The 20,266-nt window shown below is 44.1% G+C and carries 15 protein-coding genes; 4 read left to right on the forward strand and 11 right to left on the reverse strand.

Annotated elements, in window-relative coordinates; translation table 11 throughout:
* Positions 1-176: 176 nt before the first annotated feature.
* The gene (locus tag JK628_RS05820; protein WP_202288430.1) at positions 177-818 is read left to right on the forward strand and encodes a glutathione S-transferase family protein; all 642 of its coding nucleotides are present in this window, start codon (positions 177-179) and stop codon (positions 816-818) included.
* Positions 819-975: 157 nt separating this feature from the next.
* On the opposite strand, the gene JK628_RS05825 is transcribed toward JK628_RS05820, so the two are convergent.
* From JK628_RS05825 to JK628_RS05845, 5 genes are all read right to left on the reverse strand, one after another.
* Positions 976-1,476: a DUF4447 family protein gene (locus JK628_RS05825; RefSeq protein ID WP_202288431.1), complete on the reverse strand. Its 501-nt coding sequence runs from the start codon at positions 1,474-1,476 to the stop codon at positions 976-978.
* A 35-nt stretch (positions 1,477-1,511) separates the two neighbouring features.
* Positions 1,512-1,913: an SMI1/KNR4 family protein gene (locus tag JK628_RS05830; RefSeq protein ID WP_202288432.1), complete on the reverse strand. Its 402-nt coding sequence runs from the start codon at positions 1,911-1,913 to the stop codon at positions 1,512-1,514.
* A gap of 112 nt (positions 1,914-2,025) precedes the next feature.
* Positions 2,026-2,808, reverse strand: coding sequence for a RelA/SpoT domain-containing protein (locus JK628_RS05835; protein ID WP_202288433.1), 783 nt, complete (start codon positions 2,806-2,808; stop codon positions 2,026-2,028).
* A gap of 170 nt (positions 2,809-2,978) precedes the next feature.
* Positions 2,979-5,063, reverse strand: a complete 2,085-nt coding sequence (locus JK628_RS05840) for a M13 family metallopeptidase (RefSeq protein ID WP_202288434.1) — start codon at positions 5,061-5,063, stop codon at positions 2,979-2,981.
* A 224-nt stretch (positions 5,064-5,287) separates the two neighbouring features.
* The gene (locus tag JK628_RS05845) at positions 5,288-5,842 is read right to left on the reverse strand and encodes a sugar O-acetyltransferase (protein ID WP_202288435.1); all 555 of its coding nucleotides are present in this window, start codon (positions 5,840-5,842) and stop codon (positions 5,288-5,290) included.
* Between the two features lie 127 nt (positions 5,843-5,969).
* Between JK628_RS05845 and rsuA the strand changes: the two genes are divergently transcribed.
* Entirely contained in the window at positions 5,970-6,662 is a 693-nt protein-coding gene (gene rsuA, locus JK628_RS05850; RefSeq protein ID WP_202288436.1) for a 16S rRNA pseudouridine(516) synthase RsuA, read from the forward strand.
* Positions 6,663-6,924: 262 nt separating this feature from the next.
* On the opposite strand, the gene JK628_RS05855 is transcribed toward rsuA, so the two are convergent.
* On the reverse strand, positions 6,925-11,901 hold the full coding sequence (locus tag JK628_RS05855; protein ID WP_202288438.1) for a S8 family serine peptidase: 4,977 nt from the start codon (positions 11,899-11,901) through the stop codon (positions 6,925-6,927).
* A gap of 466 nt (positions 11,902-12,367) precedes the next feature.
* Between JK628_RS05855 and JK628_RS05860 the strand changes: the two genes are divergently transcribed.
* On the forward strand, positions 12,368-13,282 hold the full coding sequence (locus JK628_RS05860; RefSeq protein ID WP_202288439.1) for a LysR family transcriptional regulator: 915 nt from the start codon (positions 12,368-12,370) through the stop codon (positions 13,280-13,282).
* 142 nt (positions 13,283-13,424) lie between these two features.
* Here JK628_RS05860 and JK628_RS05865 read toward each other — a convergent pair whose 3' ends face one another.
* From JK628_RS05865 to JK628_RS05880, 4 genes are all read right to left on the reverse strand, one after another.
* On the reverse strand, positions 13,425-14,366 hold the full coding sequence (locus tag JK628_RS05865) for a DUF4097 family beta strand repeat-containing protein (protein WP_202288440.1): 942 nt from the start codon (positions 14,364-14,366) through the stop codon (positions 13,425-13,427).
* Positions 14,363-14,893 (reverse strand): hypothetical protein, encoded by a 531-nt coding sequence (locus tag JK628_RS05870; RefSeq protein ID WP_202288441.1) that lies wholly within the window; start codon positions 14,891-14,893, stop codon positions 14,363-14,365. The genes JK628_RS05865 and JK628_RS05870 overlap by 4 nt, the downstream gene beginning before the upstream one ends.
* A 48-nt stretch (positions 14,894-14,941) precedes the next feature.
* On the reverse strand, positions 14,942-15,475 hold the full coding sequence (locus JK628_RS05875) for an RNA polymerase sigma factor (protein WP_202288442.1): 534 nt from the start codon (positions 15,473-15,475) through the stop codon (positions 14,942-14,944).
* Positions 15,476-15,686: 211 nt separating this feature from the next.
* Positions 15,687-16,646, reverse strand: coding sequence for an ornithine cyclodeaminase family protein (locus tag JK628_RS05880; RefSeq protein WP_202288443.1), 960 nt, complete (start codon positions 16,644-16,646; stop codon positions 15,687-15,689).
* Positions 16,647-17,069: 423 nt separating this feature from the next.
* On the opposite strand from JK628_RS05880, the gene JK628_RS05885 reads away from it, so the two are divergent.
* Positions 17,070-18,932, forward strand: coding sequence for a methyl-accepting chemotaxis protein (locus JK628_RS05885; RefSeq protein WP_202288444.1), 1,863 nt, complete (start codon positions 17,070-17,072; stop codon positions 18,930-18,932).
* Between the two features lie 115 nt (positions 18,933-19,047).
* Here the strand turns inward: JK628_RS05885 and JK628_RS05890 are convergent, their stop codons facing one another.
* Positions 19,048-20,160 (reverse strand): glucosaminidase domain-containing protein, encoded by a 1,113-nt coding sequence (locus tag JK628_RS05890; RefSeq protein WP_202288445.1) that lies wholly within the window; start codon positions 20,158-20,160, stop codon positions 19,048-19,050.
* Positions 20,161-20,266 lie beyond the last annotated feature (106 nt).

Here is a 20,266-nt window from a genome sequence, read left to right on the forward strand (position 1 = left end):
GAACTCTGCTATTGATGTGGGCGTTTTTACAGTCTTGGGTTAACTTAAGCAAAATCGAATCTAATTTGAAGTTTTTTATCATTTTAGAATAACTTGCTGGTTTCAATCTTGCTGCCTTCGGAGTAGGTTAATACCAGTAAACACCATTCATGTTAAAGCAGCAAAGGAAGCGAGAAATGATTACTTTATATGGGGTTCCACGTAGCCGCTCACTGAGAGTGTCATGGACTTTAGAAGAGTTGGGACTCGAGTGGGAATATAGGTTCATCAACTTTTCAAAAGGCGATAGTCGCCATGCTGATTTCTTGGCCATTAACCCGTGCGGTAAAGTGCCAGCGCTGATCGATAATGGTAAAGCGATGACGGAATCGGCTGCGATTGCAGTTTTCTTGGCTGAAAAGTATGGTGAGGGTCGATTGCTACCTATAGCGGGCTCGGATGCATCGGCGCAGCATCACAAGTGGATAAGTTTTATCACCAATGAGCTTGAGCAGCCTTTGTGGACTATTGGAAAGCATAAGTTTGCCATACCTGAAGAGCTTAGGCTTGAGGCGATGTTTAAAGTGGCTAAATGGGAGTTTGATAAAGCGGCGGCCATTGCTGAGCAGTGGTTACCCGACACGCCATTCTTGCTCGGTGCTGAGATCAGCGTTGCCGATATCCTACTAGCACACACGCTGTTGTGGGCGACGCGATTTGAGCAAGCCATTCCGCCAAAGCTGGCTGAGTATCGTGATCGTGTTACCGCGAGAGAGGCGATGAAAAACGCATTAGCGAAAGAGGAAGCCGGAGCGGCGGCAAGCACTGTAGAAGAGTAGATATGACCAATAAAAAAGCATCCAAATGGATGCTTTTTTGTTTTTTAGTTTATCTAGAACCTAGAACCTAGAGCCATCTTTAATCTTTTCCGTCTCAGATTTTTCGGCAGTTCCGTCTTAGTTTGTAGTGTCTTTGCTTGTTCCTAGAACCTAGCTTTTATAACTTTGCTGCAGCCCATTTTGCACGATTTTCACGGCTCTCTTTTAGGCCGTCTTTATCGCGATAAGCTTTATAAGATTCGAAATCAAGCGCGACTAGGACGACTTCAACTTCAAGCATCAGCTTACACTCTTTTTTAATACGCCAAGCTGAAGTGTTGTACAATTCAGCTAGCGGTAAGGTGCCTAAAAATTCAGGATTATACTGTGCGTATAGTGCTTGCGTTGGGTAGACGACAAAACTTAAGGTGCGCTTAGGTTCTTTAGCAAAGAGTGCTTCAATACCATCACAAGTATTAAGTACCTGCATTTCAATCGCTTCATCAATCTCTATCAGCTTCTTTTGTGTTGGTACATGAGCTGGTTTTTCACCTGCTTCCCAAGCGATAACATCCGCTTCTGATACTTTGCCTATTTCAGCTACTTGCGCAGTGGACAGCGCTAGAGAGTGGCGAAGGTACTGCATTTCAATGGCATTGAGGCCAAGATCTTTAGACATGGTAGTTTCCTAATTAATTTTTATGGTGCAAGTGATTAGCTACGCATCCAAACATTCTCGGCCCATTCCCAAAATGTTTCCCAGCTGTCTTCATGGATTTCATCGTCTTGCCATAACTGCACTTCGCCCTCTTGGGTGATGAAGAAGAAACTATCACCCTGCTGACAGATAGGGATATATTCACGCGGTAAACCGATAGACCAGGCGTATGCAGTAACCTCTGATAAAAAGGTGTGCGAATGAGGATCGCTGGCGGTCACAGGCTCTAAGCTGCCAACGATAAGATCACTGGCTTCAAGTAGGTACTCTTTCAATGCCAAAGGAAGCGGCATTAAAATCTCCTCTTCTACTTCAACAATCTGTTCAAAGGTTGCAAGTTCCAACGGTACAGGAACTGTCTCACTCATCTCTTGTAGCTGCTCAATGATATCGTTCATAATTTTTTCGTGTGTTAAGGCTATTGGGCGGGAGTATAGACTTTTATCGAGAAAGGCACAAAGAAGCAGTGCAGAGAGTATTTGGGAGCAACGAGTGCTCCCGTAATTGACGTTATGCCGCGGTAAGCATATCAGCTTGGTCTAGACGCTTATATTTGAGCCATGCTTTGTGGTATTGCTTGTGTGATTCTTGACGTAGTTGCACGATTTTTGTGGATTCAAGCTCACTTAAATCACGTTGCTGCTGCAGGGCGTTATTTTGTATCTGCTGCACCTGCTCGTAAACCAAGTGCTCATCGCCGCTTTTTATCTCTGCAATATCGGCTAAGTGCAGTTGGATTTCGGCAATCATTTGCGATTTTGGCAGCTTAACGAGCAAGTTCAAATCTCTATATCCGGAGTCTTTAGGGTCAGCAAAACGATTTTTAACTTGCACTATTTGACTGTCAGATTTTACCAGTGCATAGGCTTGCATTAGATTATAGATATCTTTACTGACGATACTGGCTCTTACAAGATCTGTGAGTTGGCTAGCATCATTGCTGAGTTTATTTTGCAGTTTCATTTGCGCTCTGTCGCGACTTTTTATATCTGCAAGGATAGCGCTAGTTTGAGTTTGATTAGTGATATTGCCCAAGAGTTCAGCTAACTCTTGTTGTGCGTCAGGGGCAGTGGCATAAAGCGTATCGAGGTTGGCACTGGTTTGTCTTGGTTGTTGATATTGCATCGACTCAATCGCGGCGAGTCCATCGAGGTTGCTAGCGAAAGTAAGCTTGGTGCAAGAGTTACAGTTTGCGCCGTGAGCATCCTGCGCCAATGGGAACGTCTGTGCAAAAGCCGTGCGAGTCGACAGTAATAATAAGAAGATAAAAAATGTTCGCAATAACCGGTTCATAGCAGTCCTTTTTTGTGGCTGTGGACTTAATCTACATCGCTAATGCTTAAGCAATGCTGAATGACAAATTAACCTTTGTTCATAATGTGATCTATATACAGTGCAAATAAAAAGCCGTTGATGAGGAGTGTCATCAACGGCTTGTTGGCGTCAGATATTCTTAGATAGAATTACCAGATTTTTACACGTTTTTCCGGTGCGATGTACATAGCATCTGTCGGTTTCACATCATAAGTGCTGTAGAACTCAGGCATGTTAGACAGTGCACCAAGAGAGCGGAACTGTGCAGGTGAATGTGGGTCTGTTGCAACGCGGTTACGCATTGACTCTTCTTTGATTTTTGCACGCCAAATTTGCGTGAAACCAATGAAGAAGCGCTGATCGCCCGTAAGGCCATCAATCACTGGTGCTTCTTGACCGTTTAGTGACTTCTTATATGCACGATAAGCGATTGTTACACCTGATAGATCACCGATGTTTTCGCCTAGCGTCAATTCACCGTTAACGTTTAAGTCATCAAATACAGCATAGCCGTTATACTGTTCGATAAGGGCTTTACCACGAGCGGAGAACTCTTTTAAGTCCTGCTCTGTCCACCAATCGCGCATGTTGCCTTCGCCATCAAACTTAGCGCCTTGGTCGTCAAAACCATGGCCCATTTCATGACCGATGACTGCACCGATACCGCCGTAGTTTACTGCATCATCAGCTTCCATATTAAAGAATGGTGGCTGTAAGATAGCGGCAGGGAATACGATTTCGTTCATTGTTGGGTTGTAGTAAGCATTAACGGTTTGTGGTGTCATGCCCCATTCCCATGTGCGGATTGGACCACCTAGTTTTTCAAGATCTTGCTCATGGCTCAACTTGCTTGCGCGCAAGTTGTTACCCAATAGATCGTCAGCTTTAATCGCTAGTTTGTCGTAATTTTCCCAACGGTCAGGGTAACCAATCTTAGGGTTAAACTTCGCTAACTTATCTTTAGCAGCCACTTTAGTGTCTGCACTCATCCAGTCTAAAGACTCGATGCTGTCACCGTATGAACCGCGCAGATTTTCAACCAGCGTTTGCATACGTGTCTTTGCTTCAGGCGTAAAGTGACGCTTAACATAGACCTTACCAACAACTTCACCTAGCAGACCGTTTACAGATGCAACGCCACGCTTCCAGCGAGGCTGTTGCTCTTCTTGGCCGTTGAGTGTTTTAGAGAAAAACTCGAAGTTTTCAGTATCAAGTTGCTCGCTTAGGCTGCTTGCTGCATGAGTGAGTACCTGCCACTGCATGTAGGTCTTCCAAGTATCAAGATCAGTATTCTTGATAACGTCATTGAGACCTGAGATAAAGCTAGGCTGATTGATAATAATGTCAGCTTGCTTATCAGCCCCCAGTGTTGACAGGTAACCGTCCCAATTGATGTCAGGTGCAAGAGTCGCTAGGTCTTTAACTTGGTATAAGTTGTAAGTCTTAGTGCTATCACGAGTTTCAACCACATCCCAATGCTTTTCAGCAATTGAAGTTTCAAGCGCAAGTACCGCTTCGGCACTGGCTTTAGGGTTAGCAAGACCTGCCAAGGTGTACATCTTTTCGATGTGCTCTACAAATGCTTTACGGATGTTGACGAAGCGTTCGTCTTGGTTAAAGTAGTAATCTTTTTCTGGCAAACTGAGGCCGTACTGCCAGATATGCGTAGCATAACGGCTAGAGTTTTTAGCATCGACACTAATGTAAAATGCCATTGGCGTGCCACCACCAACAATTTGGCTACGAGCAAAGTAAGTCACGAGTTCATCTTTTGACTTAATCGCGCTGACATTATCAAGTTCGCCTTGGATGGGCTTTATGCCTAATTTGTTGAGGGTTTCAACATCCATGAATGAACGATAAAGATCAGCAACTTTTTGTTCGTCACTGCCAGCCTTTAGGTTTGGAGTGGCTGCAACTTCTTCGATAATAGCTTTTACATCATCACGTGACTTTTCGCGAAGATCGTAAAATGCACCTGAACTCGTGCGGTCACTCGGGATTGTCGTATTCTTTACCCAAGTGCCGTTAACGTATGAATAGAAATCATCCTGCGGGCGAACTGACTTATCGAAATTCGCAAAATCGATGCCTGATGAAAGGGCTTTTTGTACGGCAACAGCCGCTTCTGTTTTAGTTGTGTCTGGTGCCTGTGGTGCTGGCGTGTCGCTATTACAAGCACTTAGGCCAACGATAAGGGAAGCGCATAAGCCCCCAACGAGTACTTTTTTCATTTTTCTTCCTTTTCTATACCGTCAATTTGTTTTTATTTTTGAAATCAATGACAACTAAAACGCATGTTAATAAACATACAGGTTACATCGAGTCACACATGTTAAGGCTTTTTCCTTTGCGTAAACAAGTTTATGTTGATCACAACGCTAGATAATCGACAGATGATCTGTAAGAAAAGGTTTCCTTGAGGTCATTTTTCTCAATAAGGCCCTGGTAATCAGTTTTATATCGACTTCAGCCACTTTGCAGGGTTTCCAGCAACGACAGTCGCCGTTGGGACATCTTTAGTGACAACAGACCCCGCTGCAATCACTGCATCATCACCAATACGTACACCCGGTAAAATTATCGCGCCTCCACCAATCCACACTCGCTCTCCAATATGAATTGACAGTGCCGTTTCCAATCCTTGGCAGCGCAGTGTTGGGTCTAAGGGATGGTTGGCAGTGTAGAGTTGTACATTTGGGCCTATCATCGTTTGACGGCCAATGTGGATTGGGGCGTTGTCTTGCAAGGTAACGTTGGCATTAACAAATACTTGTTCGGCAATGAAAAGGTTAATGCCGTAACTGATAAAGAAAGGTGTTCGGATCACGCAGTCTGTCGCAATGTTAGGCAGCAAATCTCGGTTAATTTCGCAGGAGAGATTAACTCGATGATTAAGAGCCTGTTGCTGTTGCCAATAGCTTGATAGCTCAGGATCAAAACAATTGTATTGTTCACCCTTCACCATTTTATCAAATTGTTTATTTTTCACTGGAGTAAGTTGTGGTGTCATCTATCAATCCTTGTTTAGCGCTAGGCACAATAGTCTGTTCGTTGGAGACGTTATTAGCAAATCTTTGCCCTTTAGCCCTACTGGCCCCATAATGTCGGTCATTATGGTCCTATAGCTGAGTGTTACAGTGCGTTTAGATAAATATATTTGTGAGTCAACTTCCCATTCTCGTGTTTCAGCCAAAAAAGCGCTGCATCGTGGCGATGTCACGTGTAACGGTGAGGTGGTTAAAACCTCGGGGTTTAAAGTCACAGACGAGCACGAAATTCGTTTAGAGGGTGTGATACTTAAAGTTATTGGCCCACGTTATATTATGCTCAACAAGCCTGTCGATACTATCTGCTCAACGATTGATGAAGAGTATCCGTCAGTGATTGGATTATTAGATGTTATTCGACCTGAAGATCTGCACATTGCTGGCCGTTTAGATGCCGACACCACAGGTTTAGTCTTGATTACGACCGACGGTAAGTGGTCTCACAAAGTCACCTCGCCTAAGAAAGAGTGTGGCAAGCGCTACTTGTTAGAGACCGCAGAACCGCTTGCTGCTGAGTTGGTTGAACAGTTTGCCACTGGGTTACAACTCAATAATGAAGATGGTTTAACTAAACCTGCAATCCTTGAATTGTTAGGCACTCATCAAGCGCGTTTAACGATTACTGAAGGTAAATACCATCAAGTTAAACGTATGCTGGCGGCTGTTGGTAATAAGGTGACTAAATTGCACCGTGAAAAAGTGGGCGAAATTGAGCTCGATAGCACACTCGAGTTAGGTGAATGGCGCTTTTTAACTGACGTTGAAGCCAAGTCAGTAAAGTAAATCAGTAAAATAAGCTGACGCTTTTCGGATAAGTAATATCAGCTTACCCGAGCGCATAGTGGCAAATTAGATAGAGCACTGCACGTGGATACGTGCGGTGCTTTGTTGTATCTGGAGGCATCATTTGTCATTAATCAACCGCACGAGTTGATGAACTCCCTTTTTTAGTATGGAACAAAGCAGATAAAAAAAGGCCCTCAAAAGAGGGCCCAATGACAAGGTTAAGCAAATCGCAAATGCTTAACGTTAGTGCTATTACTGATTAATGTAGCTTCTTACGTGAGCTAGCCAGTAACCCAAGTAATGCTAGTGCTAGGAAACCTAAGCTACCACCTGAATCATTCGACTCACCTACCTCGTCATCTGGTGTTTCTGTCGCTGGTGGTGGAGTAGGCTCAACCCCATCAGAGTTAACCGTCAACATGAAGCTAGTGCTGGCTTGGTCAGAAGGGTAAGCCATATCGTGTACTGTTACTGTCACTTCAGTGGTACCGTGCCAGTCAGCATCAGGAGTAATGGCAAATGTTTCACCTGTAATCACAGCTGTGATGTTGTCACCAGTGACCGTCATGCCATTTGCTGTTCCTTTCACGTCGTTGTACATCACGCTCAAGCCTTCGATAGTGCTATTTTCTTCCATCACCATATCTGACATTGCTGCAACAGTTATGTTGCTTGGTGTTGATAAAGTGTGAGAGACAGAAACTAGCTCTGAGTCGGCATATTGAGTGTCAACCGCTACTATGTTGTCGCTACCAATTGCGGCAGCTGATACACGGGCAGAGAACTTAAGTGACAGGGCCGTTTGCTCCGGACCGCGGTAATCGGCACAAACCACCATACCTTCACTGACTTTTTCATCTACGTCGTTGAACGCAAATCCATCATTCAAATACCCACCTAGTGGACCAAATGGCGTCCGTTCACCCCAGTAACCGTGCAGACCAACTGAACCAAAGTGACCATTCGCTGATTTGAGTGTTTGATAAGCAAAGATCATCTCAGGTGTTTCAGGGTCAAAGCTAATTGAGTTTGAAATAATGGTTTGAATGTTAAACTTAGCATCAGGATCTGGGTTGGTGTTACCGACCAAGAAGCTGTTCCACTCTTCACCACCATCCCACTGGAAGATGTAGTGATCGTTAGTGACTACACCATATACCACGTTGATATAGCGGAATGTTGCCCAGTCAATCGAGCCCTGTGGCATCTGCACATCACCGCGCCATAGTGGAGCGATTACTGTGTCTGGGAAGGTTTGGAACATCTCCGTGAAGGGTTGGTTATAGTTCCAGAACTCAGGATTTTGATCCAGTTGGATATAACCGAATGGCGATATTCCTAGCGTATTCTGAGCAAAACGCTCAGGGTTTGCGTATAGAGGAATGTGGGGTAAACCATTTTCTTCCATTGGAATATATAGCATTTGGTTAGAAAGACCTGAAATACCTAAATCTTGAAAGCCTTGCATAGGTAAATCATAGAATGTCTCATCGTCGCCATAGGGCACCTTACAGGTCGCATCATCTAAGTTAGTGGTATAAACGTAATGACGCTTCATGTCACTTGAAGAGGCTTGAGCGGCGCTGATGCTGATAGCATTGCCATTCACTGTCAGGCCTGCTTCATAGTCACCTACACCACCGACAACGATCGAGTCTTCAATTAACTGCATCCCTTCAGAGATGGTTGCATTCAATGTGAACTCTCGCTCTGCACCCACTAGGTTTGGCGCTAAATCGATAACATAGTTAACCACGTCACCTACCTTGGCGGCAGTTTGTGATGCTGTAATTTCAGTGTCAGTGCCCATATGTTGTAACTTAACCGCGAAGTCGCCTAAGTTAGTCGCGTTATAGTCATCACTACCTAGTGCAACAACACCATAGTAAGTGTCACCATCGGTAGCACCTGGCAAGTTGTAGTTAAGCTGTAGCTGGTATGGAGTCATACCATCTGTTGTTGCTGGGCCTTCAACTGTCATGTTGGCTTCATCTGACTCACCCACAATACCTAAGCTAAGAACAAATTCATCAGCAAGGTTTTTAGGATCTTCAAAATCATATTTCCAGTTGGCCGCAATTGCCCAATAACGACCCGGAGCCGGGTTGTTGATGGCACAGAAATCACCGTTATCGGTAAAGGAATAGCAGATAGCTTCATCTAGCCATTGAATTTCACCATCTTCATTGATATCCATACCAAGATCGATAGAGGTATAGGCGTGTTTTGGTGCTGAGAGCATTTCCCAAACAATGCGTTGTGTGCCGGCTGGCACATCAAAGAAGTGAACTTTTGCACCGCCATCGGCTTCTATCTCTTCTACGGTTAAACCGTCAGAATAGAGACGTGCTTCAGCTCTTGGTAGTGCGTAGGTAAATGTTTCACCTTTAGTTAGACCAAAGACCTTAGAGTTAAGTGACTGGATCTCATCGGTGTTAAGCATTGGCGTTAAAGTATGCCCTTGCTCACGGTGGATGATCCCAGATACTTCTGGTGGTAAGTTGTCGCCGCTATAGCGTACGCCTACTGGTAGATGCTGCATTGGGCTGCTGCTATTTGCCGGTGTTAACTTAACAGAGCCTGTGAGCTGAAGCCCCGATGAATCGGCGCCAATAGCCTCAACTTCAAGTACTTTTGCTTTTAGGCTAATAGACTGAGACTCACCAGCTTTTAGGGTAAAGGTCTTTGGTGAAACCTCAAGCTCAAGCATAGGTGCGCCATCCATAGTGCCAGCTGTCGCATCAACCGTCCAAGTGCCATCTTCTGTCGCAGTAACCGTACGCATCCAGCTACAACTTCCCGCACAGTTATCTTGATAGAAATAAGGCAGGTTCAAAGTGTGGATGTTACCGCCATTATTCGGGTTGGCTGCGCGGTAGTTTTCAGCTGTCTCGCTTAACAATAAACCAGCATTATTAGCACGTGCTACGTTAATGACTCCGCTACCCGCATCACTATATCCTGCGGGCACAGGATCATAGGGAGAACCATCGCGCGAGCGAGTGGCATTATCCAATGAGGCTGTTGTCATCAATGCAGATTGAATTTGAGCGGGCGTCCACTCTGGATGAGCCTGAGTCAGCAAAGCCATTGCACCTGCTACGTGAGGCGCAGCCATAGATGTACCGCTAATTGCGGCGTAATCTGCTGGCATGCCTTGCATGCTAAATGGCATTTCATCTGCCCAAGCAGCAAACACGTCAACGCCAGGTGCAGCTAAGTTTGGTGACATCACATCAGGTGCTTCGAGGTTGGGACCACGGGATGAGAAATCTGCTACATAATCAGCGTCTCGTTCATTGGCAACAACTTCCGAGGCTGTAATGGTGATGCTGTGGTTATCACCAGCAGCAAGCCAATCTTGTAGTCCGAAATAGCCATTTTGGTAATTACCATAGTAAGCGTTGTAATCAATATGGATCCCTGGAATTGAGTAAGGATCATTGGCTGTGGTTTCGGCATAACCTGAGTTCCACAGAATAAAGCCACCAGCGCCGCCCTCCTCAACATTCGTCGCTTTGGTCACGCGGGCAATATCACCACGCTTACAAACCACAATTGGCGCAGTGGCGAATGGGTTTCCATCAGGATCTACCGAGAAAAAATCTGCAGGGAAGGGGTCGTTACATTTTTCAAATTCACTACCGTAAGCTTTAGCTTCAACAACTGGGCCTGTATAAGCGCCAGTAATGCCACCACCGACTAATTCAAGAGGTTGCTCTCCACCAATCGCATTGGTAAGTGTTTTACCTTCAACCGCTATTTCGCGGCCGTGGGTGGTGGCTGCTACAGAGGTGATCCAAGGTGAAAAGTGATCGATAGCCCCTCGAGCTTGGCTGGCATATTGCGGTGCATAGGAGTTGCCCGCAGACGCGGAAACCGAGATTCCAGCTTCACGTGCAGCAAGGAAACCCATCTCCATTGGGTCGTCCCAAGGGAAGGTGCCAAAAGGACTACCGATGGAGTAGTTAATTACATCAACGCCATCGGCAACCGCATCCTCAATGCCAGCAAGTAGGGCAGAACCTGGACAGCCACCATAGTTATCACCATAGCTGCCATCGCCTGGGTAGCAGACTTGATACATGATGATGTTAGCGCGTGGTGCAACGCCAGATATCTTGTCAAATTTAAGTCCTGTAGGAATTCCATCACCAGTTTCGCCCGTCATTGCGACAACATGTTCTACATTAAACAGTTCATTACCGGCTGCTGTTGAGGCTGTATGCGAACCGTGACCATTGTAATCTTCACCGTTTTGAGGGCGCTTAGGATCCGTTATATTCCAAGAGGGTTGATCGGGTTGGAAAGCGGCATCCATATAGCTTTCGGTGATGCTCTCATACGAGCGAATACCGATAAGTTTATCGTTACACATGCTGGCAAATTCAACTTTCTCACAGTCACCTAAGTAACTGTTATAGCGATCGGGCATTTTGTGGGTATAGCCATCGCCCGCAATCGCTGCAAAAGAGGCATGGTCGGAGTTGATACCTGTATCGAGTACCCCTACGACGATGCCTTCACCTTTGTATTTGTCATCTGCAGCACTTCCTGTCCAGATACCATCGGCGCCTATGTGTCCAGGACCGTTATCTGTGTGTAATTCGTACACTTTTTCAAGGCTAACATTACGAATGCCCGGAAGATTGGCAACATTAGCTGCTTGCTCCTGAGTCATGCGCAGTGCCATACCGTTAAACGCCAATGTATAGCGGTTTTTAATATCAAGGTTTGCACCAACCGTTGCTGATATTTGGCTAAGCAGCTGATCTTGTTTACCTGTTAGGTATTGACTGTATTGCTTAACAGAGCTGCTATTGGTATCGAGCTTGTTGTGGCCGCGAGGGCTCAGCATGCTCGGGATAGAGTTTAGGGTAGGGGATGTTGCTTTAAACTGCTCAACGCCGCCGCGATAGAGTGAAACTGGTTTATCGCTCAATTCTACAATATAAGTTTGCTGACCTTGCAGGCCTGCATGATGTTTAAATGGCGCTTTGCTGTTTTGGTTTGTTGCGATCGCCCGATGAATGTTTTGTGTGTTACTCGCTGGACGGTTTACGGTGTTACCGGCTCTGCTGTTACCACTTCGGAGCTCTTCATTATATTTGATAATAGCATCGGTAATTTCGATGCTGCGCATATTGTTATTATCATTGCCTGAAGCGGCAACGGAGCCTGCACCAGCTGCATATATCGCAGCTATTGTCATCAGACTTATTTTTTTAAGTTTCATTATTTCGCCTTCTGGTTGCATTTTTGCAACTAGATTGTTAACCGGAAGTTAACCCTGTGGCGAATAGGCAAAACGTATTATTCAATAGGTAACATGTATTTATAAAAAATATTAAGCGCAAAGTGAGTTTTCAATAGGCATTATTCTTCAGTTTAATATTTTAGTGCTGAGGTATGACTTTGTTGTGTCTTATAGGCTTAGCAATAAAACCCTTAGAAAGTTGTAATTTAAATAAACAAATATACTACCGATACACTTGATTCAATTTGTAACATCTTAAAATTGCGTCGCTTGTACTCAAGCGTTTTTTACAATAGTTTAAGGGCGACATTTCACGGTCTAGCAACTCTTTTACAAATAGAGGTTCTTGCTTAATAGCGACTTAAGGATTAGCTGTTAGAGTCTATATTCTATTTTTACACATTAAATTTTATTACAAGAATTAATCAGATTTTGGGAGGGGAATATGGAATTAAGACATATAAAACATTTCGTAGCGCTCGCAGAGTCTAGGAGCTACAGCGTTGCAGCAAGTAAACTCGATATTTCCCAACCCTCTTTAACTCGTAGCATTCAAAAGATGGAACAGAGCTTAGGCGTAAAGCTATTTATAAGGGACTCTAGACGGGTAGCACTGACTTACCATGGCGACTTAGTGTTAAAGCACAGCGACAAAATCCTTAATACAGTTTGTAATTTAGAAGCCGATATTAAAATTAATAGTGGCCGTTCAAGTGGTAGGTTAACGATTGGTGGTGGTACGCTTGCTTCTAGCAATATATTAAATGACATACTGCATAACTTTTCAAAACTGCACCCCAATGTCAGTGTCGAATTAAGAACACGTGATGTTGACGAACTGTGTTCATTACTATCAAAAGGTGAAATAGATCTCTTTATTTCAGAGATTAAAATATCTGGTCTCGCTGAAAGAGAGGAGTTACAGGTCATTAGTTATAAAAAATCTAGAGGAGTATTTTTTTGTCGGCCAGGCCATCCGCTGCTAAATGACAAATATCTTTATACTCCACGGTTAAAAGATTTTCCTATCTCTTTACCTAGAGCCACAACATCAGATATTGAGAGTTTATTTGGCGATCTTTTCGATGTGAACCGCAGCGCATTCTCAGGTCTATTTAAATTTGAATACTTTCATTCAGTGAGTAAAACGATTGCAGAAAGTGACATGATTGGATTAATACCTGAGATTGTAATTGCCAGCGAATTAGCTTCTGGTGAATTAGTTCTTTTGGATGTTATAGATATGCCAGATATTAAAGTTGATTATGGAGTGGTCTTTCATAAGTCTAGAGTTCCTGATGGGACTAACAAATTGTTTCTTGAATTTTTTAAGTCGCTTGTATCAAGTTCTTGCCACTGATTAAGCTCAAGGAAAATCAACACATAAACCAAATGGCATTATTTTCTAGTCAGTCGTTGTCTATGATAAGGCGCTTAATGGTGTGTTTTAGCGCCTTATCTTAAGCCTGCACTTTTAGAGTCTATCTGTGCTGCAGTTGTTGCTAGTTAGAGAGCTTGATATCACCGCTAATGGTTGAAGCATTGAGATCCGCGCTACCGTCTCCCGCTTGGAACTTTAGATATGTCTGCGGTGAATATTGCTCTTTTGAAACTTTATCTCCGCTGAGATTATTAGTGATACTGCCACCAGGGCCACCATTGATGTCGAACGAAACATTGATTTCATTGATAAAGTGAATATCAATATTGCCACTGACGCTGCCGAGTTTTGCTTTGTCTTTAAGACTGGCAATGGAAAGGTCTATATCACCGCTGACGGTCTTAATACTAAGGCTATCAATATTGGCAAGTGCTACCGTGGCATCACCCGATACCAGCTCGACGGCGACTTGAGTTGCAGTTGTGTTTGCCGTTAACTCACCGCTGACGAGGCGATAACCGACCTTACCTGAGCTATCGGTATCTTTAATTTCACCCGATACCGTTTCTAACATGATCTTGCCAGCGAGTTCACGGCTACTGATATCTCCCGATACCGTATGCAGCATGACTTTATCTTTTAACTGATTCGCCTTAATGTCACCGCTAACCGAGCTAATATCCATTTTACCGGTAAATGCATCGATACGAAAATTGGCCGATACCGCTTCTGCCTGAAGTTTAATTTGTCGTGGCAACATGATGGTCAGCTGAGAGCCATCTTTATTATTGCTATTATATTGCCTTGGCATCTTGTCTTCGATAACCACATGACTTCCTTTAACAGTAAAGGTTAGCCCTTCGCTTAGCTCATCTAGCTCGCCTTTAACGCTAATTTCGTTCTTGTCCCATGACTTAAAGACGATATCACCTCGTTGTACATTGACACTGACCTTGGGGCTTCCTTGGATCTGTTGAGACTGATCGACAGCGGTAGCTGCAAGTGCGGTTTGGCTGACAAACAGTGCAGTCAATGCAAAGCTGATAAGCGGTGTTTTATTCATATTAATGCTCCCTGATTTTGGTCGGCAATGGGCAGTTTCTGCCCTTGCTGCAATAATTCAATTTCTCTTTGTTGGGTCCAAAGCCAAAGCTGCCATAGCTCTTTGTCATGGGGTGTTTTAGTCAGTGTTTGGTAGATTTTTTCGGCCGCTTTTCTCAACTGTTCAATGCCTTTCTTCAGAGGTAAACCAAGCTCAGTGGCTTGCCAGTTGACCTTATGACTCTGCTGCAATAGTGCGACTTGTTGCTCGTGTTCTTGTTTGATACTCGTAAGCGTCATCAATAACGGAGAGTTAGCTGCTTGCGCCGTATAGGTAGGTGTTATAGCACTGTTATTCCACATCAAAGAGCCTAGTATTCCGCCCAACAAAATCACGCTAGCCACCGCAATGCGTCGCCAGTGACTGGACTGAGTATATTCAGGTTTATCGAGTTGCTTCTCTATATCGCTCCAAAGCTCGCGCTCGGGCGCTAATGATTTAGGTGCTTTGGTTATTAATTGCTGCAACTTATCTTGTGAATGACTCATCTGTGCATTCCTTTTAAACAATATTTAATTCAGTGCTTAAGCCAGAATTCAACCCAACATTTCGGCGAGTAGCTTTTGCGCTCTATGGTATTGCGCTTTACTGGTGCCTGAGGCTATTCCCATTAGCTGACCAATCTCTTCATGCTTGTAGCCTTCAAGTGCAAATAGTACAAAAACAATTCGAGCTCTTTCTGGTAATCTAACTAAGATCTTGTCGAGATCTTCGTATTCATCTTGTGCCGCTTCAACATCGATCTCAGCTGCTACAAATCGAGACCAGAAAGAACGATGTTTCTTCAGACTATTGAGTGCTTGATTCACTGATAGCGTGTGTAACCAAGTGGTAAATTGGCTTTGGCCTTTAAACTGTGGCAACTTTTGCCACAAGGTGACAAAGCAGTCTTGGGTGGCATCTTCTGCTAATGCGACTTGGCCAGTAATGCGAAAGCACAAGGCATAAACACGTCGATGGTGTTGTTGGTAAAGCTGTTTAAATGCCGCTTTGTCGCCTCTCTTAGCGCTATCGATAAGGTCAGGCTCATTGAATGAACTCTGCTCCAAGACCTTTATTTGTGCTGTCACTACATGTTCCTTATGTGCTCATCGATATAGATAAGACAAAGCTAACCCATAAAAAGGTTTAAACAGAAATAAAATATATTCTTATTGGCAGCATAGACGCTTTAACAAGTGAGACAAAATACGCTTTGATGGTAGGAGTTAAGGTTTAGCTAGATGAGAAATTGATGCATACAGTGAAGCTGGTAACATCAGCTTCACTGTATGAAAACACTTATAGTGGGTCTTGAGTCATTTTAGCGTAGACCAGTTGCGCACCGACAAGATCTGACAGTGCAGTGCCTACTGTTTTAAAGAGGGTGATCTGTTCAGCACTTTCTCTCGCCGATACAGTGGACTGGCATAATTGTGCCAGTTCACCCTTGACCCCATCGAGCGAGAATACACCCTCTTCAATCGGGATGAGCAGCTCTCCCGCCTCAGCAAATACATTGATTTTTGAATCAACAAATACAGCCGATTTTTGGATGAGGCTGCTGTCGCATTCACGGCGGTCATGGTTGTGGTTGCCAACGAAATCAGTATGAGTACCCGCTTGAACCCACTCTCCTGGGAATAGTGGTGCTGGCGAACCTGTAGCGCAGCTAATGATGTCAGCATCCCGCACACTGGCCTCTAGATTGTCACAATAGATCACCTCAACATCAGGGCGTTGATCACGGATAAGTTCGATAGTTGCTCGTGCTTTAGCTTCTGTTCGTCCCCACACTGTGATTTGCGTGATAGGACGCACACTTGCATGAGCCAGTGCCATAAAAGAGGCCAAATTACCGCTGCCACACACCAGCAACTTACTTGAGTCTTCACGGGATAAATAACGACTTCCCAGCGCTGAAACCGCTGCGGTGCGCCAATAGGTCACGCTGGTGCCATCGACCAATGCCTGTGGCTCACCCGTAGCTCGGCTAAAGATTAAAATTTTAGAATAGAGGCTGGCAAGTTGAGGATCTTTTTGTGGGTTTCCTGGAAAGTAGGTAAAAGCTTTAACGGCAATCGTCTTGTCGTTCCAAGAGGGTAATACTGCAAATGCATCACTATGGCTTGAAGACTCATCTAAACTGAACACTTGCCTTTGAGGCATTCCAGCGGGACGAGAGAAGGTTTCGTCGAGCGCATCGACAAGTTCGTTGAAATTTAATGACTGGTGCACAGACTCGGCATTGATAACTAACATGAGGGCTCCTACAGGAAGGTATATTTTATATTGTTTTGCATGGCAGTATGAGGCAATCAGCTTCATATTGCTATCCGATCACATGAACTTCAAACTATGGCGTACAAAAAACATTCAAATCAAAATGACCTATGTTGGTATTTATTGGAGAACAAACTTCTTTCAGATGTAAAAGCATGGGCTAAAGTTAAATTATTGGGTGTTTTTTTAACCATGAAAATAAATTTAAACTGCCTATGACTCAATATGTTAGTTTCGTTTAGCTCGCTGTTACTTTAGTGCTTAGCGCTGTATAAAACTGCCATGTTTACCCCAAGCAGTGTTAACGATTAAATATGCGGTGATAACTGGTTTAATGTTGTAGAATTGCGCCCCTCGTTAATGTTACTCACTAGATGTTCTCATCTTGCTGTTGGGGGTTATATGTTGATCCGTCACAAGTTACTTTTAAGCGCCACAGTGTCTATTACCGCACTCGCTGCTATGTTTGCTTTACAGCTGTATTTTGGTCAAGTTCAATCTGAGCTGTCTCAAGCATCTCAAGGGATCTCTAGTCTTAAAAGCGAAGTATTAAGCCTTCGCCGAGACGAGAAAGACTTTCTTGCCAGATTGGATCTTAAATACGTTGATAAGCACAAATCGAACAACAATGACATTGAGTCACTTACCCGTGAACTCGAGAGTGTATTTTCTAAGTACAAAATTCCGACTAAAGCTCTGACTAACTTCAACAATGATCTTGCTATATATAGCAACAGCTTTGGCAAGGTCGTTGTGTTGAATCAACAGATTGGTTTAACCCCAAAGACAGGTTTATACGGCACACTGCGTAATGCAGTACATCAAGTTGAGTCTCTGGTTAAGCAATATGACCAACCCGCTTTGATGGTGCAGATGTTGCAATTACGTCGAGCAGAAAAAGACTTCATGCTCAGGCGTAGCGAAAGTTATGTGGCAAAGTTTGATAGCAGTTTAAGTAATTTTGAATCGGTATTAGCCCTATCGACACTAGCACCGACGGCAAAGCAGCAAATCTCGATGCTGATCAAGCAATATAATACTGACTTTAAAGAACTGGTGTTAAAAGAGAAGCAATTGGGTTTATCTATAACCCAAGGCCAAATGGGTGAGTTAAGGCAAGCTGTTGCTAATACTGATAGCGCCTTGGCACAGCTTGAAGCTTTAGCAAGCACAGCGATTCAAGATAAAACACAGTCTGCATTTTACCTAGGTTTATCAATAGCAGTACTCATCGCACTGGCTTTAGCTGGGGCCACTTTTTTGATTATCCGCAGCATTATTGACCCTGTTAAGCAGATCACCGCGGTGATCACCCACATCGAAGTGAATAAAGACCTGTCGATGCGATGTGATGCTAGTAGTGATGATGAACTTGGACAAATCGCTAAACACTTCAACAGTATGGTGGAAAGCTTTCAAGAGCTGATTGAACAGGTAACGACATCTGTCGACAGCATGAATCAGTCTTGCCAAGATCTCGCCAGTAACGTGACCCTTGCATCCAATGGTGTCGCCAGTCAATTAAACGAAACAGATATGGTCGCGACCGCAATTACCGAGATGGGGGCAACGATTGAAGAGATCGCTAAAAATACTGAGCTTGCAGCAAATAAAGCCAGTACAACCCATGATAATGCCTTACTTGGTCAAAGAAGCGTTGAACATACCATTGAAAAAATTGAGTCTTTGGCACAGCAAATTAATGAATCTTCACTGGTCGTTAATGAGCTTGAAAATGATAGCGAAACCATTGGTCGCGTGCTTGGGGTGATTAAATCGATAGCAGAGCAAACCAACTTACTGGCGTTAAATGCAGCTATTGAGGCTGCTAGGGCTGGTGAACAAGGTCGTGGTTTTGCCGTCGTGGCTGATGAAGTTCGCAGTTTAGCGATGCGAACGCAAGAGTCTACCGAAGAGATCTCAGCCATTGTGCAGACCCTACAGCGTCGAACTCGCTCTATTGTACAGGTGATGGAAGCCAGTCGAGTACAAGGCGATGAAAGCGCGGTACAGGCAGCGTCTGCTGGGGCACTTCTACAGCAGATCAACTGCGATGTGACCAATATTATGGATATGAGCACGCAGATAGCCGCAGCGATTGAAGAGCAAAGCATGGTGGCAAGTGAAGTGAATAAAAACGTGGTTGTGATTAGAGATATCGCCCAGGAGACAGCTGATACCGCGCTAGATAACTCATCAGCGACAGAGAGTGTAAAAGAGCGGGCTGAGTTTTTACTGCAGGCTGTGAGGAAATTTAAGGTGTAGCTTCTTAAGCGCAAAGCTTTATGAAAAAGGGTTAGCCGAATAAGCTAACCCTTTTTTACATGTGTAGTGCTTTAGCTGAGTGCTACGACGTTAAAAACAGCACTATTGTTCAGCATTATTGTTCAGTGCCAGAGAGAAGGTGTAGTGGCGCAGAGTCACTTAAGTAAGCTTCGTCAACTTGGTCTAACTTGTTATAACTGATCATCTGCCGGATCCCATCTATGTAGGCTTGGCCTCTTTCTGAATATTTGTCTAAAGTACCCGCCAGCTCAATACCGGTGATAGGTGAGTTGCTAGCACGTAATTTAGCCCTTAGGCTACGCAACTTTTTATAGGCATTATTGGTGTTTAGATTAAGCATGTAGCCCTCAACAGATGCCAAAGGCGTATCGAAACGGGCTAAACCATAATTGCCAAGCTCTTTACGTTGTTGTTTGGGGATCATGCCGTTGCCACTAAAATCCCACTGGCCGAAAAATGCATTACCTTCAACAGTAAAGCGAGAGGTTGCCCAACCACTCTCTTCAGCGGCTTGTGCTAATACCAATGACGGTGGCAGTATGTCAATCTCCTCTAAAAGCTGTTGCCTTTGCTGCTCCGTAATCGTTCCATCTACGCTTTTTATAATGCGATATTTAACGGCAATGTTGAGCAATACAATGTCATCTAAAGGTGCTGATTCGATAAGGCGCCTTTCGAGTAAAATATTTTCATTTGCGACTAAAATCAGCGGCGCAATTAACCTAAAAAACACCATCTTCTTTTGTTGTACAGGAATGTTGTTCGAGGTCTCTTGCCAACGTTCGCTAACCGATTCAAATGTCAGTCTCGGCACCTCTCGATTGCCATCAATCCAGCTTTGAGTATTATAATTTAGTGAATCAAACAGGGCCGACAATTCATCGAGTGAGTTTAAACGTATCTCTTTAGGTGCTTTGGTTGGCCTGTCATCCGAGACGTTAATAAAGCTCATCTGGGTTGTAGTAGAATCTGCTGCAGTAGCAAGGTCTGCAGCTACTATGGGCTGCTCATTTAGTGCCACATTATCTGATTCAGATCTATTCTTATGCTTGTGGCTTTTGGTGATTAACTCTGAGTTTTCGGCTGGCTCAGTAGTCTTTATTACCGCACTACTATTGTCGGGGTTATACTGAGAATTAGCAGCATAAAGTAGCAATAGGACTGCAATCGTGAGCAGCGCAATTTGGGTTTGAGGTTTTCTAAGCATCGAAGCGTCCTTTCCGTGATAGCTATGAGGCGACATCAATTAATCGTTACAGTCTAAATTTAGTCGATCCTTATCCAATATTCCTTCATTGTTATCAACTTCTATG

This window comes from Shewanella sp. KX20019 (assembly GCF_016757755.1).
Classification (GTDB): domain Bacteria; phylum Pseudomonadota; class Gammaproteobacteria; order Enterobacterales; family Shewanellaceae; genus Shewanella.

Bases quoted from the DNA above. Each gene is read 5' to 3' on its own strand.
- JK628_RS05845 (WP_202288435.1), bottom strand. From the start codon at position 5,842: ATGACACCACAACTTACTCCAGTGAAAAATAAACAATTTGATAAAATG.
- JK628_RS05830 (WP_202288432.1), bottom strand. From the start codon at position 1,913: ATGAACGATATCATTGAGCAGCTACAAGAGATGAGTGAGACAGTTCCT.
- JK628_RS05860 (WP_202288439.1), top strand. From the start codon at position 12,368: ATGGAATTAAGACATATAAAACATTTCGTAGCGCTCGCAGAGTCTAGG.
- JK628_RS05855 (WP_202288438.1), bottom strand. From the start codon at position 11,901: ATGAAACTTAAAAAAATAAGTCTGATGACAATAGCTGCGATATATGCA.
- JK628_RS05820 (WP_202288430.1), top strand. From the start codon at position 177: ATGATTACTTTATATGGGGTTCCACGTAGCCGCTCACTGAGAGTGTCA.
- JK628_RS05835 (WP_202288433.1), bottom strand. From the start codon at position 2,808: ATGAACCGGTTATTGCGAACATTTTTTATCTTCTTATTATTACTGTCG.
- JK628_RS05840 (WP_202288434.1), bottom strand. From the start codon at position 5,063: ATGAAAAAAGTACTCGTTGGGGGCTTATGCGCTTCCCTTATCGTTGGC.
- JK628_RS05885 (WP_202288444.1), top strand. From the start codon at position 17,070: ATGTTGATCCGTCACAAGTTACTTTTAAGCGCCACAGTGTCTATTACC.
- JK628_RS05870 (WP_202288441.1), bottom strand. From the start codon at position 14,893: ATGAGTCATTCACAAGATAAGTTGCAGCAATTAATAACCAAAGCACCT.
- JK628_RS05880 (WP_202288443.1), bottom strand. From the start codon at position 16,646: ATGTTAGTTATCAATGCCGAGTCTGTGCACCAGTCATTAAATTTCAAC.
- JK628_RS05865 (WP_202288440.1), bottom strand. From the start codon at position 14,366: ATGAATAAAACACCGCTTATCAGCTTTGCATTGACTGCACTGTTTGTC.
- JK628_RS05890 (WP_202288445.1), bottom strand. From the start codon at position 20,160: ATGCTTAGAAAACCTCAAACCCAAATTGCGCTGCTCACGATTGCAGTC.
- JK628_RS05825 (WP_202288431.1), bottom strand. From the start codon at position 1,476: ATGTCTAAAGATCTTGGCCTCAATGCCATTGAAATGCAGTACCTTCGC.